The organism is Mesorhizobium sp. M0166 (assembly GCF_040322255.1).
GTDB lineage: Bacteria > Pseudomonadota > Alphaproteobacteria > Rhizobiales > Rhizobiaceae > Mesorhizobium.
The window spans coordinates 14,480-40,105 of sequence record NZ_JAMYTD010000027.1 but is presented as its reverse complement, the minus strand read 5'-3'; the positions used below and the strand labels follow the sequence as shown (position 1 = coordinate 40,105).

Genomic DNA, 25,626 nt, shown 5'->3' with positions numbered 1-25,626 from the left:
CTGCTCGGTTTGGCTGCGTCGCAGCCTGCGTCCGAAAGGTTCACTTCTTCTTACCTGATGGTGCGTAGTTTATTATGTCCTGCGCGCGAAGCCAGCCCGGCTCGCCCCGCTTCATGGTCTGCTGCGCCCGCATGGCGAAGATTTTCGCATTCTTGTAGTCGCCGGAATAAAAATGCCCTTCGGCGGTTGCAAGCTCGGCGGCCGGGATGTTGCCGAGTTCCCCGTAGGCCTGTGCCAGATAGCGGTATCCGTCGGCGTTTTCGCGATCCCGTCCGAGGCCGGTGTTGATCTGCGCCACTGCCTTCTTCAGCGAATCCTGCGTGCCGATGGCCATCAGCGCCTGGCCATAAGAGACCGGCAGCAGCCCGGATCGCGCCGGATCGAGGCTGACCGCCTTGGCATAGGCGTCAGCCGCATCCTTCGGCCGGTTCGCCTTCATCAGGATGTCGCCGCGTAATTCCTGGAAATAGGGATTTTTCGGCTGTTCCTTGATCAACGCGTTGGTCTTGCTGAGCGCCGAGGCCAGATTGCCGAAAAGATAAGTCATCTGCGCGTCGCCATAGCGCGAGGCGAGGCTGCCGGGATTCTTGCGCATCAATCGCGACGCCGCGGCCTGGCCTTGCATATAGGCGGCGATCTTGATGCGCATCATATCGTGGCGCTGCTGCAGTGCCGGCGGGTCGACCTTGTCGACGTAAGGGCTCTGCTTCACCAGCACTTCGAGATTGGCGATACGCTCCTGCGGCATCGGATGGCTGATCCTGTAGGGATCGACTTGCGCGCCCGAGAGCGACAATGCGTTCTGGAAGCGGCCAAACGTCTTCAGCATGCCCATGCCGGACTGGCCGGTTGCATTGAGATAGGTGATCGCCGAACGGTCGGCGGTCATCTCCTCGGTGCGCTGATAGGCGAGGATGCTGCGTTGCGCCATCTCGCCGCCGCCGGCCACCACGCCCATGCCGGCGCCGGCGAGGCCGCGGCTGTTGCTGGTGGCGCCGGCCACCATGGCGCCGGCGCCAAGCAGCGTCGCCAGGATCGCCATCGTCTTGGCGCGCTCGAGCTGTTCGCGCAATTTCTGCTGGTGTCCGCCGGCGATATGGCCGGCCTCGTGGGCGATGACGCCGATGATCTCGTTGGGCGTTTCGGCCGTCATCAGCGCGCCGGTGTTGATGAACAGGCGACGGCCGGCAACGAAGGCGTTGAAGCTCTGGTCGTTGACCAGCACGATGTTGATGGCGTCGCCCGACAAGCCCGCTGCCTTGAAGATCGGCCGCGCGTAATCGCGTACCAGCGCCTCGATCTCTGCATCGCGCACAACCGGCACATTCTGCGCAAAGGCATTGACCGAGCCGGCGATGGCGACCACCGCGGCAAGCGAAAGCGTCGCGAGGGCGCGCGCTGTCCTGGCGATCGTCGATTTGGGTCGGCTCAACATGGCAGCTCCACTGGTAGACGAGTGGGCGAAGGATGAAAAGTCGGCAGCCTAAACTTACCGAACTTGTGATCCCCACACCAATCGGGCATTTGTGCGGCGCGGCCAGCATGGCCGGCACGTGCGGACAAGTGTGGTGGATTGAAAAATGGTTGTTTCGCTTTCGCGCCGCGGCGCGGTCGAACCGTTCCATGCCATGGACATCCTGGCCGAGGCGAATCGGCTGAAAGCCAAGGGCCTGCCGGTCGTTTCCATGGCCGTCGGCCAGCCTTCCGATCCGGCGCCAGCCGGGGTTCGCGAAGCGGCGGCCAATGCCCTGAAAGCAGGCCGCATCGGCTATACCGACGCGCTGGGCCTCGCCGGCCTGCGCAAGGCGATCGCGGCGCATTATGGCGAGCACTACGGGCTTGACGTTTCGCCCGAGCGGATAGCCGTCACCACCGGATCGTCGGCTGCCTTTAACCTCGCTTTCCTGGCAATGTTCGATCCAGGCGACCGCGTCGCCATCGCTGCACCCGGCTATCCTGCCTATCGCAACATCATGGCCGCGCTCGGCATCGACATCGCCGAGATCGAGCTCGACGGCGCCGCCTATCTCCACGCCGAGCACCTGCAAGCCGCGCATCGCGAAAAACCTCTGAAGGGCGTGCTGTTCGCCAGCCCGGCCAACCCGACCGGCGCGGTCATTCCCGCCGGCGATCTCGAGGCGCTGGTCGAGACAGCTCAAGAGCTCGGCATCGCCGTGATCTCAGACGAAATCTACCACCGGCTGGCCTATGCTGCGCCCGACACGACCGCGCTTTCTTTCGGCGCGGATGTGACGGTGATCAATTCCTTCTCGAAATATTATTGCATGACCGGCTGGCGCATCGGCTGGATGGTGCTGCCGCAGGAACTGGTGCGGCCAGTCGAGCGCATCGCCCAGAGCCTCTACATCTCGCCGCCCGAACTGTCCCAGATTGCCGCGATCGAGGCGTTCAAGGCGACAGAAGAGCTGGAGGCGGTGAAGGCGCGCTACGCCTGGAACCGCGAGCTCCTGATGCAACGCCTGCCGGAACTCGGCTTTGCGCTTCCCGCGCCGATGGATGGCGCGTTCTACGCCTTCTGCGACGTCACCAGGCACACCAATGACAGCATGGCGTTTGCGCGCAGGATGTTGGCCGAGGCGCATGTGGCGGCGACGCCAGGCCGCGATTTCGATCCGCTGCAAGGCCATCGCACGATGCGCTTTTCCTATGCCGGCAGCCACGACGACATGGTCGAGGCGATGGCGCGTATCGAACGCTGGCTGAAGTAGCAGGGGCGACGATGCCGGAGTTTGATCAGGCGCCTCAACTCGAACATGCGTTGCGCGACGTCGCTGCCGAAATGGCGGAGCGTACCGATCGCGGCGACGTCGCCAGCTATATTCCCCAGCTCGGCAAGATCGATCCGAAAAAATTCGGCATTGCCGCGGTGACCAATGACGGCCGCGTGCTGACCGCGGGCGATGCCGACGAGGCGTTTTCGATCCAGAGCATCTCAAAGGTGTTCACGCTGACGCTGGCGCTCGGCAATGTCGGCGACGCGCTGTGGCAGCGGGTTGGGCGCGAACCTTCGGGCAATCCGTTCAACTCGATCGTCCAGCTCGAGCACGAGAACGGCATTCCGCGCAATCCATTCATCAATGCCGGCGCCATCGTGGTCTCAGACATCCTGCTTGCCGGCCATCAGCCGCGCGAGGCGATCGGCGAGATCCTGCGCTTCATCCAGTTCCTGGCCGATGACGACACGATCATCATCGATCGCGAGGTCGCGGCGTCCGAACGCGCCACTGGCTTTCGCAATTTCGCGCTTGCCAATTACATGAAATCGTTTGGCAATCTCAATCACGCGCCGGAACTGGCGCTGGGCGTTTACTTCCACCATTGCGCGATCGCCATGAGCTGCCGGCAACTGGCCCTGGCCGGCCGCTTCCTTGCAAATGGCGGCAAGAACCCGGCGACCGAGCATTCCGTCGTGTCGGCCGAGCGCGCCCGCCGCATCGGCGCGATGATGCTGACCTGCGGCCACTATGACGGCTCCGGCGACTTCGCTTTCCGCGTCGGCATTCCCGGCAAGAGCGGCGTTGGCGGCGGCATATTGGGGATCGTGCCGGGCGTCGCGTCGCTTGCCGTCTGGTCGCCTGGCCTTAATGCCAACGGCAATTCCAGGCTGGGCTCGATCGCGCTAGAGAAACTGGCGAAGACAATGAACTGGTCGATCTTCGCGCCATAGTCTTGTCGCCTGGGATTGGGACAAAAAGTCCCGCGCAGCCGATCGCCAGCGCGGGACTTTTTAATCAGAAAGTCTGGCTAATGCACGGAAAGGCTTAGAAAAAGCCCTTCCGTTGCCACCAGCCGGCACGCTTCGGCTTGTCCTCGGCCTTTGCTTCCTCGGTCTTTGCCTCGTCGGGGACGATCGAGGAGACGACCGGCACGACCGGAGCATCCACCGGTACGGGCTTGCGCCGCGACGGCCGGACCTTCGGCGCTTCCTCAGCAGCCGCCACTTCGGTCTCCTGCGACACCGGCGCAGCGGTCTCGCCGGAAGCCACCGACGCCGCCTCGGCAGCCGATGTCTCGGCGCCCGCAATCTCGGCAACTGCTTCCGCCGCAACCTTCTTCGGCTTGGCGGCACGGCGCGGCTTCTTCGGCTTTTCGGCGCTCGGCATGTCGTCGTTCGCCGGAGCAAGCACCGCAAGCTCTTCGGCCGGCGGCGCACCTTCCGGCTCGCCGGTCACGGGCTCTGCTTCCGATACGGCACCTTCTGTTATGGCGGCTGGCTCGCCGGCGCCGGCTTCCAAGCCATCCTCGCCGTCCTCACGGCGATTGCGCTTGCCGCCGCGCTTGCCGCGCCGGCGCTTCTTGCCGTGACCGTCGTCCGCCGCTTCCGCCGTTTCGGCAACATCGGCCGGCGCTTCACGTTCCGCTTCGGCGGCTTGGTCGTCCGAGGCTACGAAGGCGTCGTCTGTCGGCGCCGAAACGGAAGCACCTTCCATAGCAGCGCCGTGCTCGCGGTCGCCATGTTCGCGATCCCCGTGGTCGCGATCGCCATGTTCACGATCCTTGCCGCCGCGCCGTCTGCGGCGCTTGCGGCGCTTGCGATCGCGGCCTTCGCCGTCCTCGCCGGACCTTGGCTGCTGCGGCTGCTGGACAGGGCGTGGCTGCTCGGCCTGCACCGGTGCCTCGTCTTCCTCCTCGATGACGATCTCGTCCTCGGGTTCTTCCGGCTCGACATAGGCCGGGAACGTGCGGACCTCGACGAAGCCTTCCGGCTTTTCGGCCAGCGCACCGCGGAAGATGGCATAGTGTTGTGCACCGACCGCGTCATCGGCTTCGATGGTGATGGTCACGCCGAAGCGGTGCTCGAATTCCACCAGCGTGCCGCGCTTGTGATTGAGCACATAGAGCGCGGTTGCTGCCGGCGTCCGCACCGTGATGTGGCTGCGCGAATCCTTGAGCAGGAATTCCTCGATTGCCCGCACCACCATCAGCGCGACCGAGGAATCGGAGCGCACGTGGCCGGTGCCGCCGCAATGCGGGCAAGGCTTCATGGTCGATTCCAGCACGCTGGCACGGATGCGCTGGCGCGACATCTCCATCAGGCCGAAATGCGAGATGCGGCCGACCTGGATACGGGCACGATCGTTCTTGAGGTGATCCTTCAGCCGCTTCTCGACGGAGCGGTTGTTGCGGTTCTCCTCCATGTCGATGAAGTCGATGACGATGAGGCCGGCGAGATCGCGCAGCCTCAATTGCCGGGCGACTTCCTCGGCGGCTTCCAGATTGGTGTGGAGTGCAGTGTCCTCGATCGAGTGCTCCTTGGTGGAACGGCCCGAATTGACGTCGATGGCGACCAGCGCTTCCGTCTGGTTGATGATGATGTAGCCGCCGCTCTTCAGCGTCACCTGCGGCTGCAGCATGCGGTCGAGCTGCGCTTCGATGCCGTTGCGCACAAAGATTGGCGTCGTGTCGCGGAACGGCTGAACCACCTTGGCGTGGCTCGGCATCAGCATGCGCATGAAGTCCTTGGCCTCGCGGTAGCCTTCTTCGCCGGAAACCAGGATCTCGTCGATATCCTTGTTGTAAAGGTCGCGCACCGAACGCTTGATCAGGCTGCCTTCCTCGTACACCAGGGCAGGGGCCGTGGATTGCAGCGTCAGATTGCGGACGTTTTCCCAAAGCCGCATCAAATATTCGTAGTCGCGCTTGATCTCTGCCTTGGTGCGGCTTTCGCCGGCCGTACGCAGGATGACACCCATGCCCTGCGGCACTTCGAGATCGGCGACGACTTCCTTCAGCCGCTTGCGGTCCTGCGCATTGGTGATCTTGCGCGAAATGCCGCCGCCGCGTGCCGTGTTCGGCATCAGCACCGAATAGCGGCCGGCCAGCGACAGATAGGTGGTCAGCGCTGCACCCTTGTTGCCGCGCTCTTCCTTGACGACCTGCACCAGCAGGATCTGCCGGCGCTTGATCACTTCCTGGATCTTGTACTGGCGGCGCACTGGCTTGCGCCGGTTGCGCACTTCTTCTAGCGCGTCTTCGGCGCCGACCGATTCGACCTCGTGATCGTCCGGATGCGAGGATTGCACCTCTTCCAGCATGCCGCGGTCATTGTCTTCGGAGGTTGCTTCGCTGCTTGTCTCGGCCCCGCTTGTCTCGGGCCCGCTTAGCTCGACTTGCGGGACGGCTTCCGAGATTACGTCGGCATCGATGCTGGCAGCGATGGAACTGGAACCGCCTTCGGACGGCTCGGTCTCACCGCGATCGGCGACTTCATCGCTCTGTCCGGCAGCATCCTCGCTCTGTCCGGCAATGTCGGACATGGTGTTGTCGGCAGCGGAATCCAGGTTTTCTGCGACGGCATCTTCGCCGTTCTCGCTATTCTCACCGTCGGACGCGCCTGCCTCGCGCCTGTGTTCGCCGCGGTCGCGGGTCTTGCCGCCGCGCCGGCGTCCGCGCTTGCCACGGTCGCGGCTCTGGCGGTCCTCGCCTTCGGCGACTTCCTCGTCCTCTTCGTCCTGGGCCTCCTGTGCTTCCGCACGCAGCAGCGCCTGACGGTCGGCGACCGGAATCTGGTAGTAGTCGGGGTGTATTTCACTGAAGGCGAGGAAACCGTGACGGTTGCCGCCATATTCGACAAAGGCTGCCTGGAGGGAAGGTTCGACGCGCGTTACGCGGGCGAGATAGATGTTTCCTTTGAGCTGCTTCTTGTCCTGGGATTCAAAGTCGAATTCTTCAATACGGTTACCGCGAACGACGACAACGCGTGTTTCCTCCGGGTGGGAGGCGTCTATCAGCATTTTGTTGGGCATTATCTCGTTTCCTCCCGGCAGCCGTCGGCCGCAGCTTGCAGGACAATGCCCGCTGCCGTGGACCTGGAACATGGGTGCCGGACAATTGAACGTCCGCCGGCCGCTGCCTGAGCGCCATGGCGGTGCCGCCCGCAGCCGTAGTGGCGCGGTTTGTTGCGGACCTTTCCATGATTGCGCTTGAAGCCATCGTCACCAGCAGAACCTTTTGAACCAAAGCCCGGGAAAAACCGGACCAGCTTGTTTGCTCATACAGAGCCGGCACGGGACAATCCCGGCCGTTTTGCTCACGCAGGCGATTCCCCCGCCACGGGAGCACGCCTGCGAAAATCGTCGCGATCACCGATGCCTTCTTCGCCTGAAGCGAAAGGAGCCGTCTTGCGTCTGACCTGTAGCAGGAAGCTGCGGAGGAGGACGGTTCCAGGATTGCAGTGATCCACCATCGCTTTTATGATTTGGCGGGTTGGAAGGCAACCCCGATTCCCGATGCCGGCAAAAAGCCGTTCCGCAGCGGAAGCCCCGGTCCCAAGCCTTCCATGAAAAGGCTTGGTTAACCTTCTCTGGATACCAATCGTTAATCGAGTTCGCGGCCTGCCAGAACTTTGACAAGCAATAAGGCACTTCGACAAGCCATCGGGCATGACGCCAAACGGGAGCGACTGGTAGAAAGATGGGACTGGCAGGCTTCGCAGACAAGGGCCGTCATCATGGAGGCCGGTTCTTCCGCACCGCCTGCCTGCTGCCGCTGATCCTGGCTTGCCTGGTCTTTTCGCCGCTTTCGCGTGCTGCCGACGCACCGCTCGGTGCCACAAGCTACAAGATGGCCGGCGATGCCACCAAGATGCGCATCGTCATCAATTTCGACCGCGAGCCCGACATCAAATGGTTCCTGCTGCGCGGCCCCAATCGTCTGGTCATCGATCTGCCGGCCACGAGATTCGCCCTCAATGCCAAGGATGTGAAGCCGCGCGGGCTTGTCCGCGCCGTGCGTTACGGCGAACTCGGCGAGAGGAAATCGCGGCTGATTCTCACCGGCAAGGGACCGTTCGCCGTCGACAATCTCGACGTGCTCAAGAACGATGACGGCAAGGGCTACCGCATCGCCATCGACATGTCGGCGGCGTCGCAGCGGGAATTCGATGCGGCGCTCGCCAATCAGGCGCTGACCACCGGCTCGACGGTCTCCGCCGACAAGGCCGGCAGGGTCGGTACCGGGCCGGTCTCCAATCCGGGCCATCGTTTCACCGTCGTCATCGATCCCGGCCATGGCGGCATCGACGGCGGTGCCGAGGGCCTGAACGGTACGGTCGAGAAGAACGTGACGCTCGCCTTCGCCATGGAACTGCGCGACAAGCTCGCCGCCGGCGGCAAATACGACGTGTTCCTGACGCGTGAGACCGATGTGTTCCTGCGGCTCGACGACCGCGTGCGCATTGCCCGCCAGCATGAGGCCGACCTGCTCATCTCGATCCATGCCGACACGATCAGCCTCAAGGGCATCCGCGGCGCTACCGTCTACACCGTGTCCGACAAGGCTTCCGATCCCGAGGCGCAAGCGCTTGCCGACCGTGAAAATCTTTCCGACCAGTTCGCCGGCATGGAGATCAAGGACGACAGCAAGGAAGTGACCGATATCCTGATCGACCTGATCCGCCGCGAGACGCATAATTTTTCGATGAGCTTTGCCCATACTCTCGTCGGCCAGCTTTCCACCAGCGTCGGCCTGATCAACAACCCGCAGCGTTCTGCCGGCTTCAAGGTGCTGAAGGCGCCGGATGTTCCATCCGTGCTGGTCGAACTCGGCTATCTGTCAAATGCCAAGGACGAAGCACAGTTGCTCAGCGCCGATTGGCGCAACAAGGCGACCCAGAGCATAACCAACGCCGTTGCACTGTTTGCTTCGGCCAAGAGCGGAACGGGGGCCGGAGGCTGAAATGCCCGCCGGCGCCCACAACCTGAAGCAGCGTTGCACGGCGACAACACCCTGTGCTTTTATTTCCGGCATTCGAAACCGAAATTCCATGCTGCCGTATTTTGCCCACATGGTCGCGACATGGGTTTTGCGATTACGGTTTGGGATCGTCCCGAAAGCTTGCGTGAAGGGCGGCTTCGTTTAGGAAATTCCCGAACCAAGGACTGGAGCGGGTATGATTCGTCTCATTGGCTATTTCTTCGGCATCGGCACGACGCTGGCCCTTTTGGTCGCGGCGGGCGTGGCGATCTATATCGGCCATTTGTCGAAGGACCTGCCCGATTACGAGGTGCTGGCCAAATACGAGCCGCCGGTGACGACCCGCATCCACGCGTCGGATGGCGCGCTGATGGCCGAATATGCGCGTGAGCGGCGGCTTTATCTGCCGATTCAGGCGATCCCGGATCGCGTCAAGGCGGCCTTCCTGTCGGCCGAGGACAAAAATTTCTACAACCACCCCGGCATCGACGTGACTGGCCTTGGCCGCGCCATTGTCGTCAATCTGCAGAATGTCGGCTCGGGAAAGCGCCAGGTCGGCGCCTCGACCATTACCCAGCAGGTGGCGAAGAACTTCCTGTTGTCTTCAGACCAGACCTACGAGCGCAAGATCAAGGAGATGATCCTCGCCTTCCGCATCGAGCAGGCCTACTCGAAGGATCGCATTCTCGAGCTCTATCTCAACGAGATTTTCTTCGGCTTCGGCGCCTATGGCGTCGCCGGTGCTGCGCTCACCTATTTCGATAAATCGGTGAACGAGCTCACCGTGGCCGAGGCCGCCTATCTCGCCTCTCTGCCGAAGGGTCCGAACAACTATCATCCCTTCAAGCATGCCGATCGCGCCTTGGAGCGCCGCAACTGGGTCATCGACCAGATGGTCGAGAACGGCTACGTCACACATGAAGAAGGCGAGAAGGCCAAGGCCGAGCCGCTCGGCGTCACGCCGCGCCGCACCGGCAATTATCTCTTCGCCGGGGAGTATTTCACCGAGGAAGTGCGTCGCCAGATCATCGCGCGCTATGGCGAGAATGCGCTCTACGAAGGCGGCCTTTCCGTCCGCACGACGCTCGATCCGAAGATGCAGCTGATTGCCCGCAAGGCCATGCAGAACGGTCTCATGAAGTTCGACACGCTGCGCGGCTACCGCGGGCCGGTCACGAGCATCGACATTTCCGGCGACTGGGGCGTGCCGCTGGGCAACGTCAAGCGATTGGAGGACGTGCCGGAATGGTCGCTCGCCGTCGTGCTCGACAGCTCGGCCACCGGCCTGTCCATCGGCCTGCAGCCGACGCGCCAGATCTCCGGCGAAATCGTCAAGGACCGCGTCGAAGGCACTGTCAGCAAGGAAGACATGAGCTTCGCCATGCGCCACGTGGTCGACGGCAGGACCGTCAAGGCGAAGTCGCCGGCCGACGTGCTGAAGCCGGGCGACGTGATTTTCGTGCAGAAGAACGACGGCTCGGACAACAGCTACAGCTTGCGCCAGGTTCCTGAAGTGGAAGGTGGCCTGATCGCCATGGATCCGCATACCGGACGCGTCCTGGCCATGGTCGGCGGTTTCTCCTACGCGCAATCGGAGTTCAACCGGGCGACGCAGGCCATGCGCCAGCCCGGATCGTCGTTCAAGCCGATCGTCTATTCGGCCGCCCTCGACAATGGCTATACGCCTGCCTCGGTGATCATGGACGGGCCGATCACCATCCAGAGCGGCAACACGACCTGGACGCCCAAGAATTACGACGGAACGGTGGCCGGCCCGGCGACCTTGCGCTCCGGTATCGAGAAATCGCGCAACCTGATGACGGTGCGGCTTGCCAACGACATGGGCATGAAGCTGGTCGTGGAATATGCCGAGCGTTTCGGTGTCTACGACCATCTGGCGCCGTATCTGCCGATGGCGCTGGGATCCGGCGAGACGACGGTGATGCGCATGGTGTCGGCCTATTCGATCATGGCCAATGGCGGCAAGTCGATCAAGCCGTCGCTGATCGACCGCATCCAGGACCGGTATGGCAAGACCGTCTTTAGGCAGGACGAACGCGGCTGCTCGAACTGCAACGCCGCAGAATGGCAGAACCAGCCCGAGCCGGAGCTGGTCGACAACTCCGAGCAGGTGCTCGATCCGATGACGGCCTACCAGATCACATCGATGATGGAGGGCGTCGTGCAACGCGGTACCGGCGCCACCATCAACGAACTCGGCCGTCACATCGCCGGCAAGACCGGAACGACCAACGACGAAAAGGATGCCTGGTTCATCGGCTTTACGCCGAACCTCGTTGTCGGCCTCTATATGGGCTACGATCAGCCGAAAGGTCTCGGCAAGGGCGCGACCGGCGGCGGCCTTGCCGCGCCGATCTTCAAGGACTTCATGCGCGTGGCGCTGGACGGCACGCCCAATGTCGACTTCAAGGTTCCGGAAGGCATGAAGCTGATTGCGATCAATCGCAAGACCGGCATGCGGGCCAACGCGGGCGACGCCGGAGCCTTCATCGAAGCCTTCAAGCCGGGTACCGGTCCCGCCGACAGCTACTGGGTGATCGGCATGGGTGCGGACGGCTCCAACGCCACCGGCGGGGCGCTGTCGCCGCAGGCCAACCAGGCCATCCAGTCGGGCGGCGGCGGGCTCTACTGACAATCGCTACATTGTGTCGGGCCGGCTTGACGATCATGGTCGAGCCGGCCCATCCCGCTTTACAGGGGCCGGTGCTTTACAGGGGCGGGCGCTTTACAGGAGACCGTGCCGTCCCTATGTATCGCGCCACCAAACCGCCATCCAGCAACAGGACAGAACAGCCAGCCATGCGCGCGGAAACGCAAAATATTGTCGACGAGATCAGGCAGGCGATCACCCTGCTGAGGAGGCATCTTTGACTGGGACCAAGCCATAAAGCGGCTTGAGTACCTGAACGTCCGCGCCGAGGATTCCAGCCTCTGGAACGAGCCGCTGGAAGCGCAAAAGCTGATGCGCGAGCGTCAGGGCCTCGAGGAAGGCATTGCCGCGGTCAAAGGCCTCACCCAGGCCCTGGAAGACAATATCGGCCTGATCGAGCTTGGCGAGGAAGAGGGCGACGAGGGCGTCATCGCGGAGGCCGAAGCGGCGATCCGCTCGATGCGCGGCGAGGCCAAGGCGCGCCAGATCGAAACGCTGCTGTCGGGCGAGGCTGATACCAACGATAGCTATCTGGAAGTCCATGCCGGCGCCGGCGGCACCGAAAGCCAGGACTGGGCCTCGATGCTTCTGCGCATGTATACGCGCTGGGCCGAGCGCCGCCGCTTCAAGGTCGAGGTGCTGGAAGTGCATGACGGCGAAGAAGCCGGCATCAAGTCCGCCACGCTGCTGGTCAAGGGCCACAACGCCTATGGCTGGCTGAAGACGGAATCCGGCGTGCATCGTCTCGTGCGGATTTCGCCCTATGACAGCAATGCGCGCCGCCACACCTCCTTCGCCAGCGTTTGGGTCTATCCCGTCATCGATGATACGATCGACATCGACGTTTCCGAATCCGACGTCCGTATCGACACGTATCGTTCCTCGGGATCGGGCGGCCAGCACGTCAACACCACCGATTCGGCGGTGCGCATCACCCATCTCGCCACCGGCATCGCGGTCGCCTGCCAGGCGGAGCGCTCCCAGCACAAGAACAAGGCGAAAGCCTGGGAAATGCTGCGCTCGCGGCTTTACGAGGAAGAGCTGAAGAAACGCGAAGCGGTGGCGAACGCCACGGAAGCGTCGAAGAGTGATATCGGCTGGGGCCACCAGATACGTTCCTACGTGCTGCAGCCCTATCAGTTGGTGAAGGATCTGCGCACCGGTGTCGAGAGCACCAGCCCGTCGAGCGTGCTCGACGGCGACCTCGACGATTTCATGGAAGCCTCACTGTCGCAGCGGATCGAGGGTGGCGCTGGTGAAACGGTGGCCGATATCGACTGAGGGTGGCGGCACCAGTCCGGCAGTACCTGGTTTCATCACGCGAGAGTTACGGCCATCGCGCGAGAGTGACGAGCTCTCAATTTGAACTTACCTGTCGTTCTACAACTTTGTTTTTCATCGAATTTTTCAAAATCGATTTCGGCTTTTGACGCGGATGCCTCGGGCCTGCCGGTGCCAAGCCTGGAACCAGCGCGAGCCGATCCCGTTATTGGCGATCCCACTGCCGGGGTTGACCAGGTTTCGTCAATCAGGACGGCAGGTTGGTTCCGGTTGCAGAGGTCGGCGTTCGGTTGCGACAGCAATTCCTTGCGCCAACCAAGGAATCAGCCCAGCATTCATGCGCTGGGGAGGAAAAAAGCATTTATGGCCGGACGCGGCGTATCTGCGACCTGACGATCCGGCCACTGGGAAGACACGTTCCGGGAACGGGCAAGCGAGATGCTTGACAACCGTTGATAGGAACTGCGCTCATGCCTGCTCTCACAACCAGACCGGCCCCAGTCGCCCGCACGGCGCGCCGACTCCTGAATTCACTTGTCGCGGCAGCGGTTTTGATAGCTGCCGCCATTCCATTTGCAGCGCCTGCTCTGGCGCATGATGCCAAGCCGACCGCGGCCATGCCGCAAGGCTGGAGCTATCCGTTCTCCTGCTGCTCGGGCTATGATTGCCGCGAGGTCTCTCAGACATCGATCAGCGAACGTCCCGAGGGCTATGTCATCAAAGGGACCGGGGAAGTCGTGGCCTATAGCGACAAGCGGATCAAGAATTCGCCCGACGGCGAATATCATTGGTGCTCCGTTGCCGGTGCCAATGACGGAAAGACCATCTGCCTGTTCGTGCCCCCATCGTCCTATTAGCGCATGACGCCCAAAAGCTTGCCCGCGGGGTGACACCGAGGGGTGCAGCGGTTTTGAATCGGTGGGCCTTCGAACGGCAACCCAGTACTTTTAACCTGTGCATCGCAGGCTCACAGGTCGCTGACAGGCAGTTGTCAGGAGCGTTCCTTTATGCTGCCTTTGCCGTACGGGGCGGCGGCATTGTGAGGGACTAAATCCATGACCATCAAGGCAAGCTGCCACTGCAAGGCGACGACATTCGAGGTTTCGCAAGCGCCACAGACAGTGACGCGATGCACCTGTTCCTTCTGTTCGAAACGCGGTTCGTTGTGGGCCTATTACACCCCATCGCAATTCAGGCTCACCAGCCCGCCGGAGAATGTCTCGTTCTACCAGTGGGGATCAAAAACCATAAAACACGGTTTTTGCGCCACCTGTGGCTGCGGCACCTTCACCGAGACGCCGGACTGGTCGACAGGCGAGCCGAATTTCGACAATCCGAAGATCAGCGTGAACTCGCGGCTGTTCGACGATTTCGATCTCGACAAGGTCGAAGTGGTGGTCATCGACGGCAAGAATCTCTGGTAGCCGGTCGAATTGCGGTGGTCGCGCGAGCCGCTGCAGGCGTGTGGAATTGAGCCGGGGAAAGCCGCGGGAGCGGCTTTTGCTGGTCCGCTTTTCGCCGCATTTCATGTTACAAGTCTGCTGGAAGGGCTGATGCGGTGCGCCGTTGCGCGGCCGTGGAATGGAGAGGGACCACCGTATGAAAAAGATTGTGCTCGCCGTCGTGGCGACGGCTGTGCTCGTGAGCGCATGCACCACCGATCCCTACACCGGGGAACAGAAGGTTTCCAACACCGCTGCCGGCGCCGGTCTCGGTGCTTTGGCGGGTGCCGGGCTCGGCATGCTTGCCGGCGGCAACGACCGCCGCAACGCGCTGATCGGCGCGGGCATCGGTGCGCTTGCCGGCGGTGCCATCGGTGCCACCATGGACCAGAATGAGGCCGAACTGCGCCGGCAGCTTCAGGGCACCGGCGTCAGCGTCACCCGCACCGGCGACCAGATCATCCTCAACATGCCGTCCGACATCACCTTCAACGTCGACCAGGATGCGGTGAAGGCCGGTTTCTATCCGGTGCTGAATTCAGTGGCCCTTGTGCTGAAAAAGTTCCGCCAGACCACGGTCGACGTGTTCGGCCACACCGACTCGACCGGCAGCGACGAGCACAATTTCGACCTGTCGCAGCGGCGCGCATTGGCGGTCGCCAACTATCTGTCTGGACAGGGCGTCGATTCCCGCCGCTTCGCCGTCACCGGCTTCGGCAAGACGCGTCCGATCGCCTCCAACGCGACCGCTGCCGGCCGGGCTCAGAACCGCCGCGTCGAGATCCAGCTGTCGCCGCTCACCTGAGGCAAGCGCCCGAACCGGGAGCGGCCCCGCAAAGGGGCCGCTCTAAATGGTTGTGGCGGACCGCCGGCCGCCGGCGCCCTTCGTTCGTGATGTCAGGACGGGGTTCGTGATGTCAGGACCGGGCCGGCTGATCGACAATCGCGGCAACGATCCGGCGCACGATCGGAAGCACGATCAGCAGACTGGGAAACGCGACAAGCCATGAAGCGCCCCATGCATAGCTCCAGGCCGCTATAAACCCGTTCGTCCAGCCTGCGCCGATTGCCGTCGAAACCGCCGAGACAATCGAGGACATCAGAATTGAAAGAACCAACGGCATCACCACCGCGCCGTAGGAGGGCGGCAGCTTTCTCAATTTGAAGGCTCGGTCCGGTGATGCTTGCATCGAAATCTTCCAATCAAAAATGTGCGTAAGCGTTGTGAGGACGATCAGGCGGCATATGCCGTCTGCAGCGCCAATTCCCGAATGAAGCTTCGCAGCGAACGCGGCTCGCGGCCAAGCGCGGCGCGCAACGTCAGGCTGTTCCCGCCGAGGCCGTATTTGGCGTAGTGGCTGTGTACTTTGGCCAGCATCTGCAACTGGCGGTCGGTATAGGGAAGGCGGGCCTTCGCCGCCCAGTCCTGAAATGTCGGCTCGCCCGCCGAAACCGGCCGGCCAAGCGCTTGGCTCATCATGGCGACGACCTCTTCGCGACTGTGCATACCGTCGGCGCACAGCTCGAGGGTCGCATAGGACAAACGCGCTTCGGTCAGTGCGATCGCCGCCACTTCAGCGACATCGCGGTAGTCGACGCGGGCGAGCTTCGCCGTCTTTGGAAACGGCTCGGCGAAAACGCCGTGCTCGACAACGGACGGCCAGGCGGCCGCGATATTCTGCATGAAATTGGCCGGGTGCAGAATGGTGTATTCCATGTTTGTCGAATAGAGGGCAGCTTCGACGGGTATCTTGCTTGCATGGTTTTCCAGCCTCGTATTGGTGGGCTGGATCACCGACGAAAAGACGAACTTTCGAACGTCTGCTCGCGCCGCTGCCTCAACCATGGCAACCCCCATGGCGGCTTCGTCGGGAGCAAAGGCCGGTCCGATGTGGAAGACACCGTCGACACCTTTCACGGCCTGCTCAAGGCTCTGATGGTTGCGCAGATCTCCGATCGCGATCTCGGATGCGCCGGCTTTCCGGGCTTTTTCGGCACTCGCGGCGTCACGAACAAGCGCCCGAACCCCGGCATTGCGGCGGACGAGTTCAGGCACCACCAAGCCGGCAACGCGGCCTGCGGCGCCTACGACCAGGATGGTTGGACTGGGTGTTCGCATGACGATCTCCTTCCCTCGAGTCTGCCTTTCGGCCAATGCGGGGAAGATAAAGTCTGGCGAACTTCGTTAGAATTCATCGATTTTGCGATAGTTTCTCTCGATTTTCGGGAGAAATAGGCGATGAGCCGGATAGATGATTTCGAAGCCTTCATTGCCATTGTCGAACATGGCAGCCTGACGGCTGCAGCACGCCGGCTGAACCGCTCGCTGCAGTCGATCAGTCGGTCCCTGGCGACATTGGAGGAATCAATCGGGGTCGAGCTTCTGCACAGGACGACACGCCGCTCGACGCCGAGCGAAGCCGGAGCGGTCTTTTTCCAGCGCATCAAACCCGCCGTCGAGGAAATTAACGAAGCCAGGCTTCAAGCAGCCAATCGACGGTCGGAGCCATCCGGCATCCTGCGTGTGAGTGCCCCGGTTCTGTTCGGCCCGGACTTCCTCGTGCCGGTTATCGCCGACTATATGCGGACATATTCCCGGGTCGAGGTTGACCTCCAGCTTTCCGACGAATTTGTCGATCTTGATGCCGAGGGTCTCGATCTGGCGGTAAGGATCGGCAATTTGCCGGATTCCAATTTACGTGCGAAGCGCCTGGGGGCGCTGCGGCGCGTGGTGTTCGGCGCACCTGCCTACTTCCAGCAACAAGGCCGACCGGCCCATCCGCTCGAATTGCGTGAGCATGAATGCATCGTACGAACCGTCGACGGCCGCCCAGGCGAATGGATGTTTCAGATTGAAGGTAAGCCCCGGCCGGTGAAGGTCGCGGGCACCTTCCGGTCGAATTTGATGATATCGATCTATGCGGCCGCGGTTCACGGATTGGGTTTGGGCTACTCGCCGCTTTGGCAGGTAAAACACCTCGTGGACGATGGCCGCCTGGAACTGGTTCTGACCGAATTCGAGCCAGTGCCGGTGCCAATACACGCCGTGTGGCCGGAAGGCAGATCGTCCTCGGCCAAAGTTCGCGCTTTTCTGGACCTGCTGGCATCCCGCCTGGAGCTCAAGAACCTTTAGCGCAAAGCGATGCAAGCCCTGGAAATGTGCCACGGAAGGGTGTCATCTGGAAGGAACTGCGCGTCGGTGTACGCGCGAACGCCGTCTCAGACCTTGGCGACGATGCGCATAAAGGCTGGCATGTCGTCGCCGAAGCCGACGGTTGCGTCATTGTCTTCCTGACGCTGGCGGGCAGGGCGCTCGCGCTGTGGCCTGGTGTCGCCGGGTTCCGGCGCGCGCCGTTCGTTGCGATCGGGCGAAGCTTTGCGTTCGGTGTTTTCGGAGCGGATCGCGTCCTTGCGGGTACGCCGCTCGCCAATGTCGGCGACGGCGGCTTCGGCCACGACCGGCTGTTCCTCGCTAACCGCTTCCGGCGCCGTTTCCTCGCCACGTTTGGCCTGGCGTTCACGCGGTTTGCGTTCGCCCCTGTCCTTGGCGTCGTCCTTTCGGCCGGCGCGGCGTGGTGCACCGCGGCCACGGCGCGGGGCCTCATCCTCGCCGCCCTCGCTGGCGACGACCGTCGACAGGTCGCCGTCGTGCCATTCGATCTTGGTGCCGATCAGCCGCTCGATGGCGTCGATGTATTTGGTGTCCGATTTGGTCGCGATGGTGAAGGATTTGCCGGAGCGTCCGGCGCGGCCGGTACGGCCGATGCGGTGGACGTAATCCTCGGCGTGGATCGGCACGTCGTAATTGAAGACATGGCTGACATCGGGAATGTCGAGGCCGCGCGCCGCGACGTCCGAAGCAACGAGGTAGCGCAGCTTGCCGTCGCGGAAATTGGCCAGCATCTGCATGCGCGCACGCTGGTCCATGTCGCCGTGCAGAGCGCCGGCGTCGAAATCATATTTCAGCAGCGAGCGGAACAGCTCCGATACTTCGATCTTGCGGTTGCAGAAGATGATGGCGTTCTTCAGCTCGGCATCCTCGGCCTTCATCAGATTGCGCAGCGTCTCGCGCTTGTCCCAGGGCTTTGGCCCGGATTTCACCAGCCGCTGGATGATGTTGGTGGCGGCAGATGCTGCCTTCGACACTTCGACGCGCACCGGCGCGTGCAGGAATTTCTCGGTGAGCTTGGTGATCTCCGGCGGCATCGTCGCAGAGAAGAACAGCGTCTGCCTGGTGAACGGGATCATCTCGCAGATACGCTCGATGTCGGGGATGAAGCCCATGTCGAGCATGCGGTCGGCCTCGTCGATGACGAGGATCTCGACGCCGTTGAGCAGGAGCTTGCCGCGCTCGCGATGGTCGAGCAGACGGCCGGGGGTCGCAATCAGCACGTCGGCGCCGCGCTCGAGCTTCTTGTCCTGCTCGTCGAAGGACACGCCGCCGATCAGCAGCGCGATGTTGAGCTTGTGGTTCTTGCCGTATTTGACGAAGTTTTCCTCGACCTGCGCGGCGAGCTCGCGCGTTGGCTCGAGGATCAGCGTGCGCGGCATGCGGGCGCGGGCGCGGCCCTTTTCCAGCCGGGTGAGCATGGGCAGGACGAAGGACGCCGTCTTGCCGGTGCCGGTCTGGGCAATGCCCAGCACGTCCTTGCCGAGCAAGGCGTGCGGGATAGCACCAGCCTGGATCGGCGTCGGCTCGGTGTAGCCGGCATCGGTAACTGCGGAAAGGACCTTCGGCGACAGGCCGAGGTCTGCGAAGGTCAACGCTTCTTGAGCGATCTGGGTGTCTGAGGACAAGTTTGGCTGTCTTTGGCTGGTTCGGGGGCGCAACATAAGCAGTCGCGGCAAGCGCCGCGCGCCTGCAAGATTGGTATTGCAGGTAGGCGCAAGCCCACGATTTGTCAACACAAACGGGCGGCATTGGCGCGATTGTGAAGTCGTAGCGTTAATCGCGATGCTTAATTTGCGCAGTGGCTGCTGCGCCGGCTCAATACCTGAACTGTTCGGCGAGAATGCGCTCGTTCCACGAATGGTTGGGATCGAACAGCAGCGTCGCCGTTGCCGTCGGCGATTCCCTCACCGTGACCGTGGTCACCGCCTTGACCTCGGTGTGGTCGGCGGCGGCGTTTACCGGCCGCTTTTCCGGCTCCAGAATGTCGAAACGCACGATCGCCTTGTTGGACAGCAGCGCGCCGCGCCAGCGGCGCGGACGAAACGGGCTGACCGGGGTCAGCGCCAGCAGCGGAGCGTCGAGCGGCAGGATCGGCCCGTGCGCCGACAGATTATACGCGGTCGAGCCGGCCGGCGTCGCAATCATCACGCCGTCGCAGTGCAATTCCTCCAGCCGCTCTTGCCCATCCACGGTGATGCGGATCTTGGCGGTCTGGTAGGACTGGCGCCAAAGCGCGACCTCGTTGATCGCCAGCGCCGAAATCGTCTCGCCCTCCGCCGTCACCGCCTGCATCTCCAGCGGACGGATCGTTTCGGCAACGGCCGCCGCAATGCGCCCGGTCAAGCCGCTGGCGCGGTATTCGTTCATCAGGAAACCGATGGTGCCACGGTTCATGCCGTAGACCTTCTTTCCCGTGCTCATCGTCTCGCGCAAGGTCTGCAGCAAAAAGCCGTCGCCGCCGAGCGCCACGACGATCCCGGCTTCTTCGACGGATGCCTGGCCGTAACGTGCCGAAAGGCTTTCCAGCGCCGCATTGGCGTCGGCTGTACCGGATGAGACGAAGGCGAAACGGCTGGCGGTTTTGCTCATGGCTCTCAACGACAACCGATTGGCGATGACCGTTTGGCGACCGATTGGCGGCGACCGGTTGCTGGGCCGCGCCAGCGCCGGGTTAGCATGGGTGGGCATTTCTGCAAAGGGAGGGAGGTGCCTTGAGTTGGCCGCCAAACAAGCCGCACTCGCGCATCATGTCGGAGGACAAAATGATGTGATGGTTAAGACCCGCCTTAAACTCTCGTAAAGCCGGATCGATCATGTTAGCCGGCAGCGGACGGGCGGCGTGGGGGCTAACCAGTCGAGGCCGATCTATTGCCGCTGGCACGCTTGATTATCGTATTCCTGATGCTGGCAAGTTTTGCCCTGGCTTTCGCGGAACTGGTGCGCCAGTCGGAGGAAAAGAGTTTTAGACCCGAGCCCACGGCATCACGCTGCGGCGACGCGGCGGGGACACCCTGTCCGCAAAGGGCGCTTTGACGCTGTAACGCTGGTCCTTATCGGGCGAGCAGATGGCAGCCGGCTTGGCGCTTTTGCGCGAGATACTCGTCGACAAGCTGGCGATAGCGGACTTTGCCGAAGCTCGGGAAATGGCCGCCGTGCACGACCGAGACCTCGAGATCGCGCATGCGCAGCAGCGATGCGACATAGTCGTCGATATCGGAGTGATAGACGTCGTCGATCAGCGGGCCGTCATAGATGATGTCGCCGGAAAACAGGATGCCCGTCCTGTTTTCGTAGAGCGCAATGCCGCCGGGTGAATGGCCGGGCGTGTGGATGACCTCGAAGGCACGGTCGCCGAGATCGAGGATATCGCCTTGCTCGAGCAAGCGGCCGGCTGGTGCGGGCAGGATCCGATAGCGTGCCGTATCCCAGCCTTGCGGCATGCCGTCGAACATTGCGTCGGTGGCATAGCGGTCGGCGACCGTCCACTCATTGCGCGGATCGGCGAGGATCTCGGCCTCGGCCGGGTGCACGCAGCGGTCGGGAAATTCGTGATGGCAGCCGATATGGTCGAAATGCGTGTGGCTGGCCACGCAGGTGAGCTTGCGCTCCGTGACCAGCGGCACGTGGCGCCGCAGGCTGAAATGGCCGAGGCCGGTGTCGAACAGCAGATCGCGGTCGCGGCCGCGCACGTGCCAGATGTTGCAGCGGAAGAATGGCTTGATCCACGGCTCGTGGATCAGCGTCACGCCATCGCCCATACGGATGGTTTCGTACCAGTTAGGAGCGTCGATGGTTGGAAGCGCGCTCATGTTCAGTCCGCAAGCAGGATGATGTCGCCAGCATCGCACGATACCGCGACCACGTCGCCCGGCTGGACGGCCGATACGGCGGGAACCTTGGCGATGAAGTGCAGCGCCGGGTCGGCCGCGGAGGTCCCCAGCACACGCTTGAAGCTGCCCTGAAAGACGACGTCGCTGACCTTGGCCATGCCAAGCGCCACGGCGCCCCCGGCCGTGCCGAGGACAAGGTGCTCAGGCCGGATGGCCAGCGCAACGGTCGAGCCGACCGGCAATGTGCCGGCCAGCGAGAGCGGCCCAAGCTTCGTGGTGACGGTGATCTTGCCGCTCTTCGCCTCGGTCACCGTTCCCGATATCAGCGTGCTTTCGCCCATGAAAGTCGCGGAAAAGCGCGTCGCCGGCCGTGCATAGACGCGCTCGGGCGGTCCTTCGTCCTCGATGCGCCCGTCATTCATCACCACGCAATGGTCGGCCAGCGCCATCGCCTCTTCCTGGTCGTGGGTGACGTGGATGAAAGCGGTGCCGACTCTTTTCTGGATCGCCTTCAATTCGTCCTGCATCTGCCGGCGCAATTTCAGGTCGAGCGCGCCGAGCGGCTCGTCGAGCAACAGCACCGCCGGCTCGACCACCAGGGCGCGCGCCAGTGCCACGCGCTGCCGCTGACCGCCTGAAAGCTGGTGCGGCTTCTTGTCGAAGGCGGTGGCGAGGCCAACCAGCGCCAGCGCCTCGCGCGCTCTCGCTGCGCGGGTTGCGCCATCGACGCCCTGCATGCGCAGGCCGAAGCCGACATTGCTGCCGACGCTCATATGCGGGAACAGCGCATAGTCCTGGAACACGGTCGTCGTCGGCCGCTTCGCCGGCGGCACGGCGGTGCAGTCCTCGCCGCGGATCAGCACCTTGCCTTCGCTCGGCGTGACGAAGCCGCCGAGGATGGACAGCAGCGTCGTCTTGCCGGAGCCGGACGGCCCGAGCAGGATCGTGTAGCTGCCAGGCTCGATCGTCAGCGAGACGTTCTTCAGCACGGTGTGCTGGCCGAAGCGATGCGAGACAGAGCTTATATCGACCAGTGGCGCACTCATGCCGGCTTCCTCCGCAACAGCATCAGCTCGAACAATACCACCAGTACGATGGAAACGGCGAAGACCAGCGAGCCGACGGCGTTGGTCTTGGGATTGAGACCGGAGCGCAGCAGGTTCCAGATCTCGACCGGCAGCGTCGTGTCGAAGCGCGTCAACAGGAACGAGATGACGAATTCGTCCCAGGAGAAGGTCATCGACAGGAAGAAGCCGGCGAAGATGGCCGGCGCCATGACAGGCACCGTGATCAAAAGCAGCACCTTCCATTCGGGCGCGCCGAGGTCGCGCGCCGCGCGCTCGATATTGATCTGATGGTCGCCCATCTGGCTGTAGACGATGGCAAAGCAGAGCGGCAGATTGATCACCACATGACCGATGCCGGCGGCAGTGAGCGACTTCGGCACGCCGGCCCAATTGAACAGCACCAGCAGCCCCATGCCGATGATGAGATAGCTGACGGTCAAGGGCAGCGTGATCAGCCCGCGCATCAGGCCCGAGCCCGGCAAGGCGAAGCGCGCAAAACCCCAGGCGGAGAGGAAGCCGAGCGTAACGGCGGCAGCCGACGAGACGACCGCCACCAGCAGCGAATTGACCAGCGCCGAAGTCAGCCGCGTGTCGGCGAGCACGGCCTCGTACCAGAGCAGCGACGGCCCGGTGAAGGGCGGGATCGGAAACGACGTTGCCTGCAGCGAAAACAGCACCAGCACCACCACCGGCAGGAAGATGAAGCCATAGATGGCGAGGGCATAGAGACTCGAGACAGTGCGGATGAGCGCGCGCATGGTCAGGCCCGTTCGATCTTCAGCCAGCGGGCGCAGGCGAGATAGGCGATGGTGACCACCGCCATCAGGATGATCGACAGCGCCGAGGCGAGCGGAAAGTCGCCGCGCCGGCCGATCTGCATCATGACGAGTTGCGGCATCAACAGCTCGTTGTTGCCGCCGAGGATCTGCGGCGTGATGTAGTCGCCGATGCACAGCACAAAGGTGAGGAAGGCGCCGACCATGATGCCGGGCAGCGTCAGCGGCAGAACGACATGCAGGAATGTGCGCACCGGCCCGGCGCCGAGGTCGGCGGCGGCCTTGCGGTAGCTTGGGCTGAGCTGCTTCAGATTGGCGAAGATCGTCAGCGTCAGCAGCATGACGAAGAAATGCACGAAGCCGGTGACGGTCGCTAGCCGCGTATTGGCGAGCTGCAGCGGTTCGCCGAACAGGCCAGAGCCGGTCAGCGCGCGGTTGACGACGCCGTTCTGCGCCAGCACCAGCAGCCACGAATAGGAGCGCACGACATAGGAGGTCCAGAACGGCAGCACCGCCAGCATCAGCGCCAGCCGCTGCCAGCGCTCCGGCACCTGTTCGGCCAGAATCCAGGCAAAGGGATAGGCGAGCAGCACCGAAATCAGAGTAACGATGGCGGTGACCTGCAGCGAGTTCACCATCGCCTGCCAGTAAGATGGATTGGCAAAGAACTGGCTGTAGTTGGACAGCGTGAAGCCGCCGCCTTCATGCGCCGTCAGGCTGGATACGGCCATGGCGACGAAGGGCAGCACGAAGAACAGCAACGTCCAGCCGAGCGCCGGCGTGACCAGCGCCCAGGGCAGGGCACGCCCGCTGTTGACGGCGTTCACGGCCGGCAGCCAGTCATTGCGCCTGCAGCATTTCGGTCCAGACGTCCTGCATCTTCTTGTCGAGATCGGCGTTCGGCGCCGGATAGGACTGGGCGCGGGCGAGGAACTCCGGCTGCTCGTCAAAGCGCAGGATCTTCTTCTGCTCGTCGCTCAACGCCGCCTTGGCGTTGGCCGGCATGCCCCAATAGCAGGACGAGGTCGCGAGCCGCGCCTGGCCTTCGGGGCTCATAATGTACTGGATGAATTTAAGCGCCAACTCCTTGTTCTTGGAATCCTTGAACATTGCCAGCGACTGCGACCACAGCACGGCGCCTTCTTTCGGGATAGAGAAGTCCAGCGCCGGGTTTTCCTTGGCCAGCCCCGCCGTCACCCATTCGCCGCCGCCGACCAGTATATCGACCTCGCCGGTCGCCAGCGCCGTCTGGCTGGCGGTCACTTCGCCGACCAGCTTGGCGTTGGCCTTCATTTTGAGCAGCTCTTCCTTGATGGCGGGAAGGTCGGCTTCGGTCAGTTCCGCCGTCTTCTTGCCGATCGCCAGTGCGGCCATGCCGATGACCGGCAGGTAATAATCGTAGATGGCGATCTTGCCCTTGTATTTGTCGCCGGTCAGCGCAGCCATCGACTGCATGTCGGCCGGGTCGACCTTGGTCTTGTTGTAGCCGATCGTGTTGTAGCCGAACTTTTCGGTGATGCCGTAACGCTTGCCGTCGACCACGGTAGAGCTATCCATCTTCACCTGCGGGAAGAGGTCGGACAGCGGCAGCTTGTCTTCCGGCAGCGGTTCGAACAGGCCTTTTTCGACACCGCGCGGCACGTCGATGCTGTCGATCACCATCACATCCCAGTCGCCGGGCTGCGACTGTTCGACGATGGCCAGGCCAGCGCCGGTGCCTTCGAATTCCTTGACATTGACCTTGACGCCGTTCGCCTCCTCGAACGGCTGCAACAGTGCCGGATCGGCGTGATCGCACCAGATCAGCGCGTTGAGGTCCTGCGCCTGAGCGAGGCTGCCCGCCGCCAGCAGCAGGGCTGCCGCGGCACACGCGCCCTGGAGATGGCTCTTCAGAACGGAAAGCGGATTCCTGACGGTTGGGTTGGGGGTCTTTGGATTGACGGACATCGAGTGTTCTCCCTTGCCTTTTTGGCGTGTAGCAAAAAATTGAACCAATTCTAAAATTGAGTCAATTCTGTTTTTGTGGCAAACAGCCGCTATGAGCGGATTGCGGGCAAGGCAGAAGGCGGATCGGCACCGCCGCATCATCGAGGCGGCGGCGGCGCTTTTCCGCGATGCCGGTTATGAAGGCGCCAAGATCGAAACCATCGCCGCGCAGGCCGAAGTCTCGGTCGGCACCATCTATAACTACTACCAGAACAAAGGCGACATCCTCGGCGCGATCGTTTCGATGGAGGTCAACGAGGTGCTCAATGCCGGGCGCGGAGTGGTGGCCAACCCGCCGGCAAATGTCGGCGACGCGCTGGACACGCTGCTCGGCATCTATATCGAGCACTCGCTGCATTATCTCAGCAAGGAGATGTGGCGGCAGGCGATGGCGATCTCGACGCAATTGCCGGACAGCCCGTTCGGCCAGGCCTACACCGCGCTCGACAGCGCACTGACCGAGCAGATCCGTGCGCTGATCACCAGGCTACAGGCGCTCGGCCTGGTGCGCCGCGACATCGACGGGCCGGCGCTCGGCGAACTCATCTTCAACAACATGAACATGATGTTCATCGAATTCGTGAAGCGCGAGGAGGCGAGGATTGCAGAGTTGCGCACGGCGATACGGAGGCAGAACCGGATATTGGTGGCAGCGATCGGAGTGTAAGAAGATCAAGAGCGAGTAG

At 62.7% G+C, this 25,626-nt stretch carries 21 protein-coding genes; 10 read left to right on the top strand and 11 right to left on the bottom strand.

Annotated elements, in window-relative coordinates; translation table 11 throughout:
• Nucleotides 1–40: 40 nt before the first annotated feature.
• Nucleotides 41–1,435, bottom strand: a complete 1,395-nt coding sequence (locus NKJ46_RS24420; RefSeq protein ID WP_352668234.1) for a M48 family metalloprotease — start codon at nucleotides 1,433–1,435, stop codon at nucleotides 41–43.
• Between the two features lie 145 nt (nucleotides 1,436–1,580).
• Here NKJ46_RS24420 and NKJ46_RS24415 point away from each other — a divergent pair, with 145 nt between their 5' ends.
• Both NKJ46_RS24415 and NKJ46_RS24410 read left to right on the top strand, forming a co-directional pair.
• Complete coding sequence (locus tag NKJ46_RS24415) at nucleotides 1,581–2,729, top strand: pyridoxal phosphate-dependent aminotransferase (RefSeq protein ID WP_352668232.1); 1,149 nt, start codon at nucleotides 1,581–1,583, stop codon at nucleotides 2,727–2,729.
• 11 nt (nucleotides 2,730–2,740) lie between these two features.
• Nucleotides 2,741–3,688, top strand: coding sequence for a glutaminase (locus NKJ46_RS24410; RefSeq protein ID WP_352668229.1), 948 nt, complete (start codon nucleotides 2,741–2,743; stop codon nucleotides 3,686–3,688).
• Nucleotides 3,689–3,782: 94 nt separating this feature from the next.
• On the opposite strand, the gene NKJ46_RS24405 is transcribed toward NKJ46_RS24410, so the two are convergent.
• On the bottom strand, nucleotides 3,783–6,767 hold the full coding sequence (locus NKJ46_RS24405; RefSeq protein ID WP_352668227.1) for an Rne/Rng family ribonuclease: 2,985 nt from the start codon (nucleotides 6,765–6,767) through the stop codon (nucleotides 3,783–3,785).
• 667 nt (nucleotides 6,768–7,434) lie between these two features.
• On the opposite strand from NKJ46_RS24405, the gene NKJ46_RS24400 reads away from it, so the two are divergent.
• The 6 genes from NKJ46_RS24400 to NKJ46_RS24375 all read left to right on the top strand — a co-directional run bounded on the left by NKJ46_RS24400 (nucleotide 7,435) and on the right by NKJ46_RS24375 (nucleotide 14,914).
• Nucleotides 7,435–8,697 (top strand): N-acetylmuramoyl-L-alanine amidase, encoded by a 1,263-nt coding sequence (locus NKJ46_RS24400; protein ID WP_352668225.1) that lies wholly within the window; start codon nucleotides 7,435–7,437, stop codon nucleotides 8,695–8,697.
• Nucleotides 8,698–8,911: 214 nt separating this feature from the next.
• Nucleotides 8,912–11,368 carry a penicillin-binding protein 1A gene (locus NKJ46_RS24395; RefSeq protein ID WP_352492524.1) on the top strand — a complete coding sequence of 819 codons (2,457 nt, stop codon included), beginning with the start codon at nucleotides 8,912–8,914 and terminating at the stop codon, nucleotides 11,366–11,368.
• A 167-nt stretch (nucleotides 11,369–11,535) separates the two neighbouring features.
• A protein-coding gene (prfB, locus tag NKJ46_RS24390; RefSeq protein ID WP_352668223.1) for a peptide chain release factor 2 occupies nucleotides 11,536–12,667 on the top strand; the annotation gives its coding sequence in 2 pieces (ribosomal slippage) (nucleotides 11,536–11,601 and nucleotides 11,603–12,667; 1,131 coding nt in all).
• A 470-nt stretch (nucleotides 12,668–13,137) separates the two neighbouring features.
• Nucleotides 13,138–13,524, top strand: coding sequence for a hypothetical protein (locus NKJ46_RS24385; protein ID WP_352668221.1), 387 nt, complete (start codon nucleotides 13,138–13,140; stop codon nucleotides 13,522–13,524).
• Nucleotides 13,525–13,722: 198 nt separating this feature from the next.
• Nucleotides 13,723–14,091, top strand: a complete 369-nt coding sequence (locus tag NKJ46_RS24380; RefSeq protein ID WP_023679923.1) for a GFA family protein — start codon at nucleotides 13,723–13,725, stop codon at nucleotides 14,089–14,091.
• Between the two features lie 175 nt (nucleotides 14,092–14,266).
• Nucleotides 14,267–14,914, top strand: a complete 648-nt coding sequence (locus NKJ46_RS24375; RefSeq protein WP_254817106.1) for a YiaD family glycine zipper/OmpA-like lipoprotein — start codon at nucleotides 14,267–14,269, stop codon at nucleotides 14,912–14,914.
• Nucleotides 14,915–15,026: 112 nt separating this feature from the next.
• Here NKJ46_RS24375 and NKJ46_RS24370 read toward each other — a convergent pair whose 3' ends face one another.
• Both NKJ46_RS24370 and NKJ46_RS24365 read right to left on the bottom strand, forming a co-directional pair.
• Nucleotides 15,027–15,299 carry a DUF2798 domain-containing protein gene (locus NKJ46_RS24370; RefSeq protein WP_023679921.1) on the bottom strand — a complete coding sequence of 91 codons (273 nt, stop codon included), beginning with the start codon at nucleotides 15,297–15,299 and terminating at the stop codon, nucleotides 15,027–15,029.
• A 44-nt stretch (nucleotides 15,300–15,343) separates the two neighbouring features.
• Complete coding sequence (locus NKJ46_RS24365) at nucleotides 15,344–16,228, bottom strand: NmrA/HSCARG family protein (RefSeq protein ID WP_352668219.1); 885 nt, start codon at nucleotides 16,226–16,228, stop codon at nucleotides 15,344–15,346.
• Nucleotides 16,229–16,348: 120 nt separating this feature from the next.
• Here NKJ46_RS24365 and NKJ46_RS24360 point away from each other — a divergent pair, with 120 nt between their 5' ends.
• Entirely contained in the window at nucleotides 16,349–17,242 is an 894-nt protein-coding gene (locus NKJ46_RS24360; protein ID WP_352668217.1) for a LysR family transcriptional regulator, read from the top strand.
• 86 nt (nucleotides 17,243–17,328) lie between these two features.
• Here NKJ46_RS24360 and NKJ46_RS24355 read toward each other — a convergent pair whose 3' ends face one another.
• The 7 genes from NKJ46_RS24355 to NKJ46_RS24325 form a co-directional block, all read right to left on the bottom strand.
• Complete coding sequence (locus NKJ46_RS24355; RefSeq protein ID WP_352668215.1) at nucleotides 17,329–18,906, bottom strand: DEAD/DEAH box helicase; 1,578 nt, start codon at nucleotides 18,904–18,906, stop codon at nucleotides 17,329–17,331.
• A gap of 190 nt (nucleotides 18,907–19,096) precedes the next feature.
• Nucleotides 19,097–19,870 carry an NAD kinase gene (locus tag NKJ46_RS24350; RefSeq protein WP_023679915.1) on the bottom strand — a complete coding sequence of 258 codons (774 nt, stop codon included), beginning with the start codon at nucleotides 19,868–19,870 and terminating at the stop codon, nucleotides 19,097–19,099.
• Between the two features lie 461 nt (nucleotides 19,871–20,331).
• On the bottom strand, nucleotides 20,332–21,090 hold the full coding sequence (locus NKJ46_RS24345) for an MBL fold metallo-hydrolase (RefSeq protein WP_352668213.1): 759 nt from the start codon (nucleotides 21,088–21,090) through the stop codon (nucleotides 20,332–20,334).
• A gap of 2 nt (nucleotides 21,091–21,092) precedes the next feature.
• A complete protein-coding gene (locus tag NKJ46_RS24340) occupies nucleotides 21,093–22,157 on the bottom strand; it encodes an ABC transporter ATP-binding protein (RefSeq protein ID WP_352668211.1) in 1,065 nt (354 codons plus the stop codon).
• On the bottom strand, nucleotides 22,154–22,936 hold the full coding sequence (locus NKJ46_RS24335) for an ABC transporter permease (RefSeq protein ID WP_352668208.1): 783 nt from the start codon (nucleotides 22,934–22,936) through the stop codon (nucleotides 22,154–22,156). The genes NKJ46_RS24340 and NKJ46_RS24335 overlap by 4 nt, the downstream gene beginning before the upstream one ends.
• Before the next feature lie 2 nt (nucleotides 22,937–22,938).
• The gene (locus NKJ46_RS24330; RefSeq protein WP_502903447.1) at nucleotides 22,939–23,781 is read right to left on the bottom strand and encodes an ABC transporter permease; all 843 of its coding nucleotides are present in this window, start codon (nucleotides 23,779–23,781) and stop codon (nucleotides 22,939–22,941) included.
• A gap of 13 nt (nucleotides 23,782–23,794) precedes the next feature.
• Nucleotides 23,795–24,901, bottom strand: a complete 1,107-nt coding sequence (locus tag NKJ46_RS24325; RefSeq protein WP_352668206.1) for a polyamine ABC transporter substrate-binding protein — start codon at nucleotides 24,899–24,901, stop codon at nucleotides 23,795–23,797.
• A gap of 91 nt (nucleotides 24,902–24,992) precedes the next feature.
• Here NKJ46_RS24325 and NKJ46_RS24320 point away from each other — a divergent pair, with 91 nt between their 5' ends.
• Nucleotides 24,993–25,607: a TetR/AcrR family transcriptional regulator gene (locus NKJ46_RS24320; RefSeq protein WP_352668205.1), complete on the top strand. Its 615-nt coding sequence runs from the start codon at nucleotides 24,993–24,995 to the stop codon at nucleotides 25,605–25,607.
• Nucleotides 25,608–25,626: the final 19 nt, after the last annotated feature.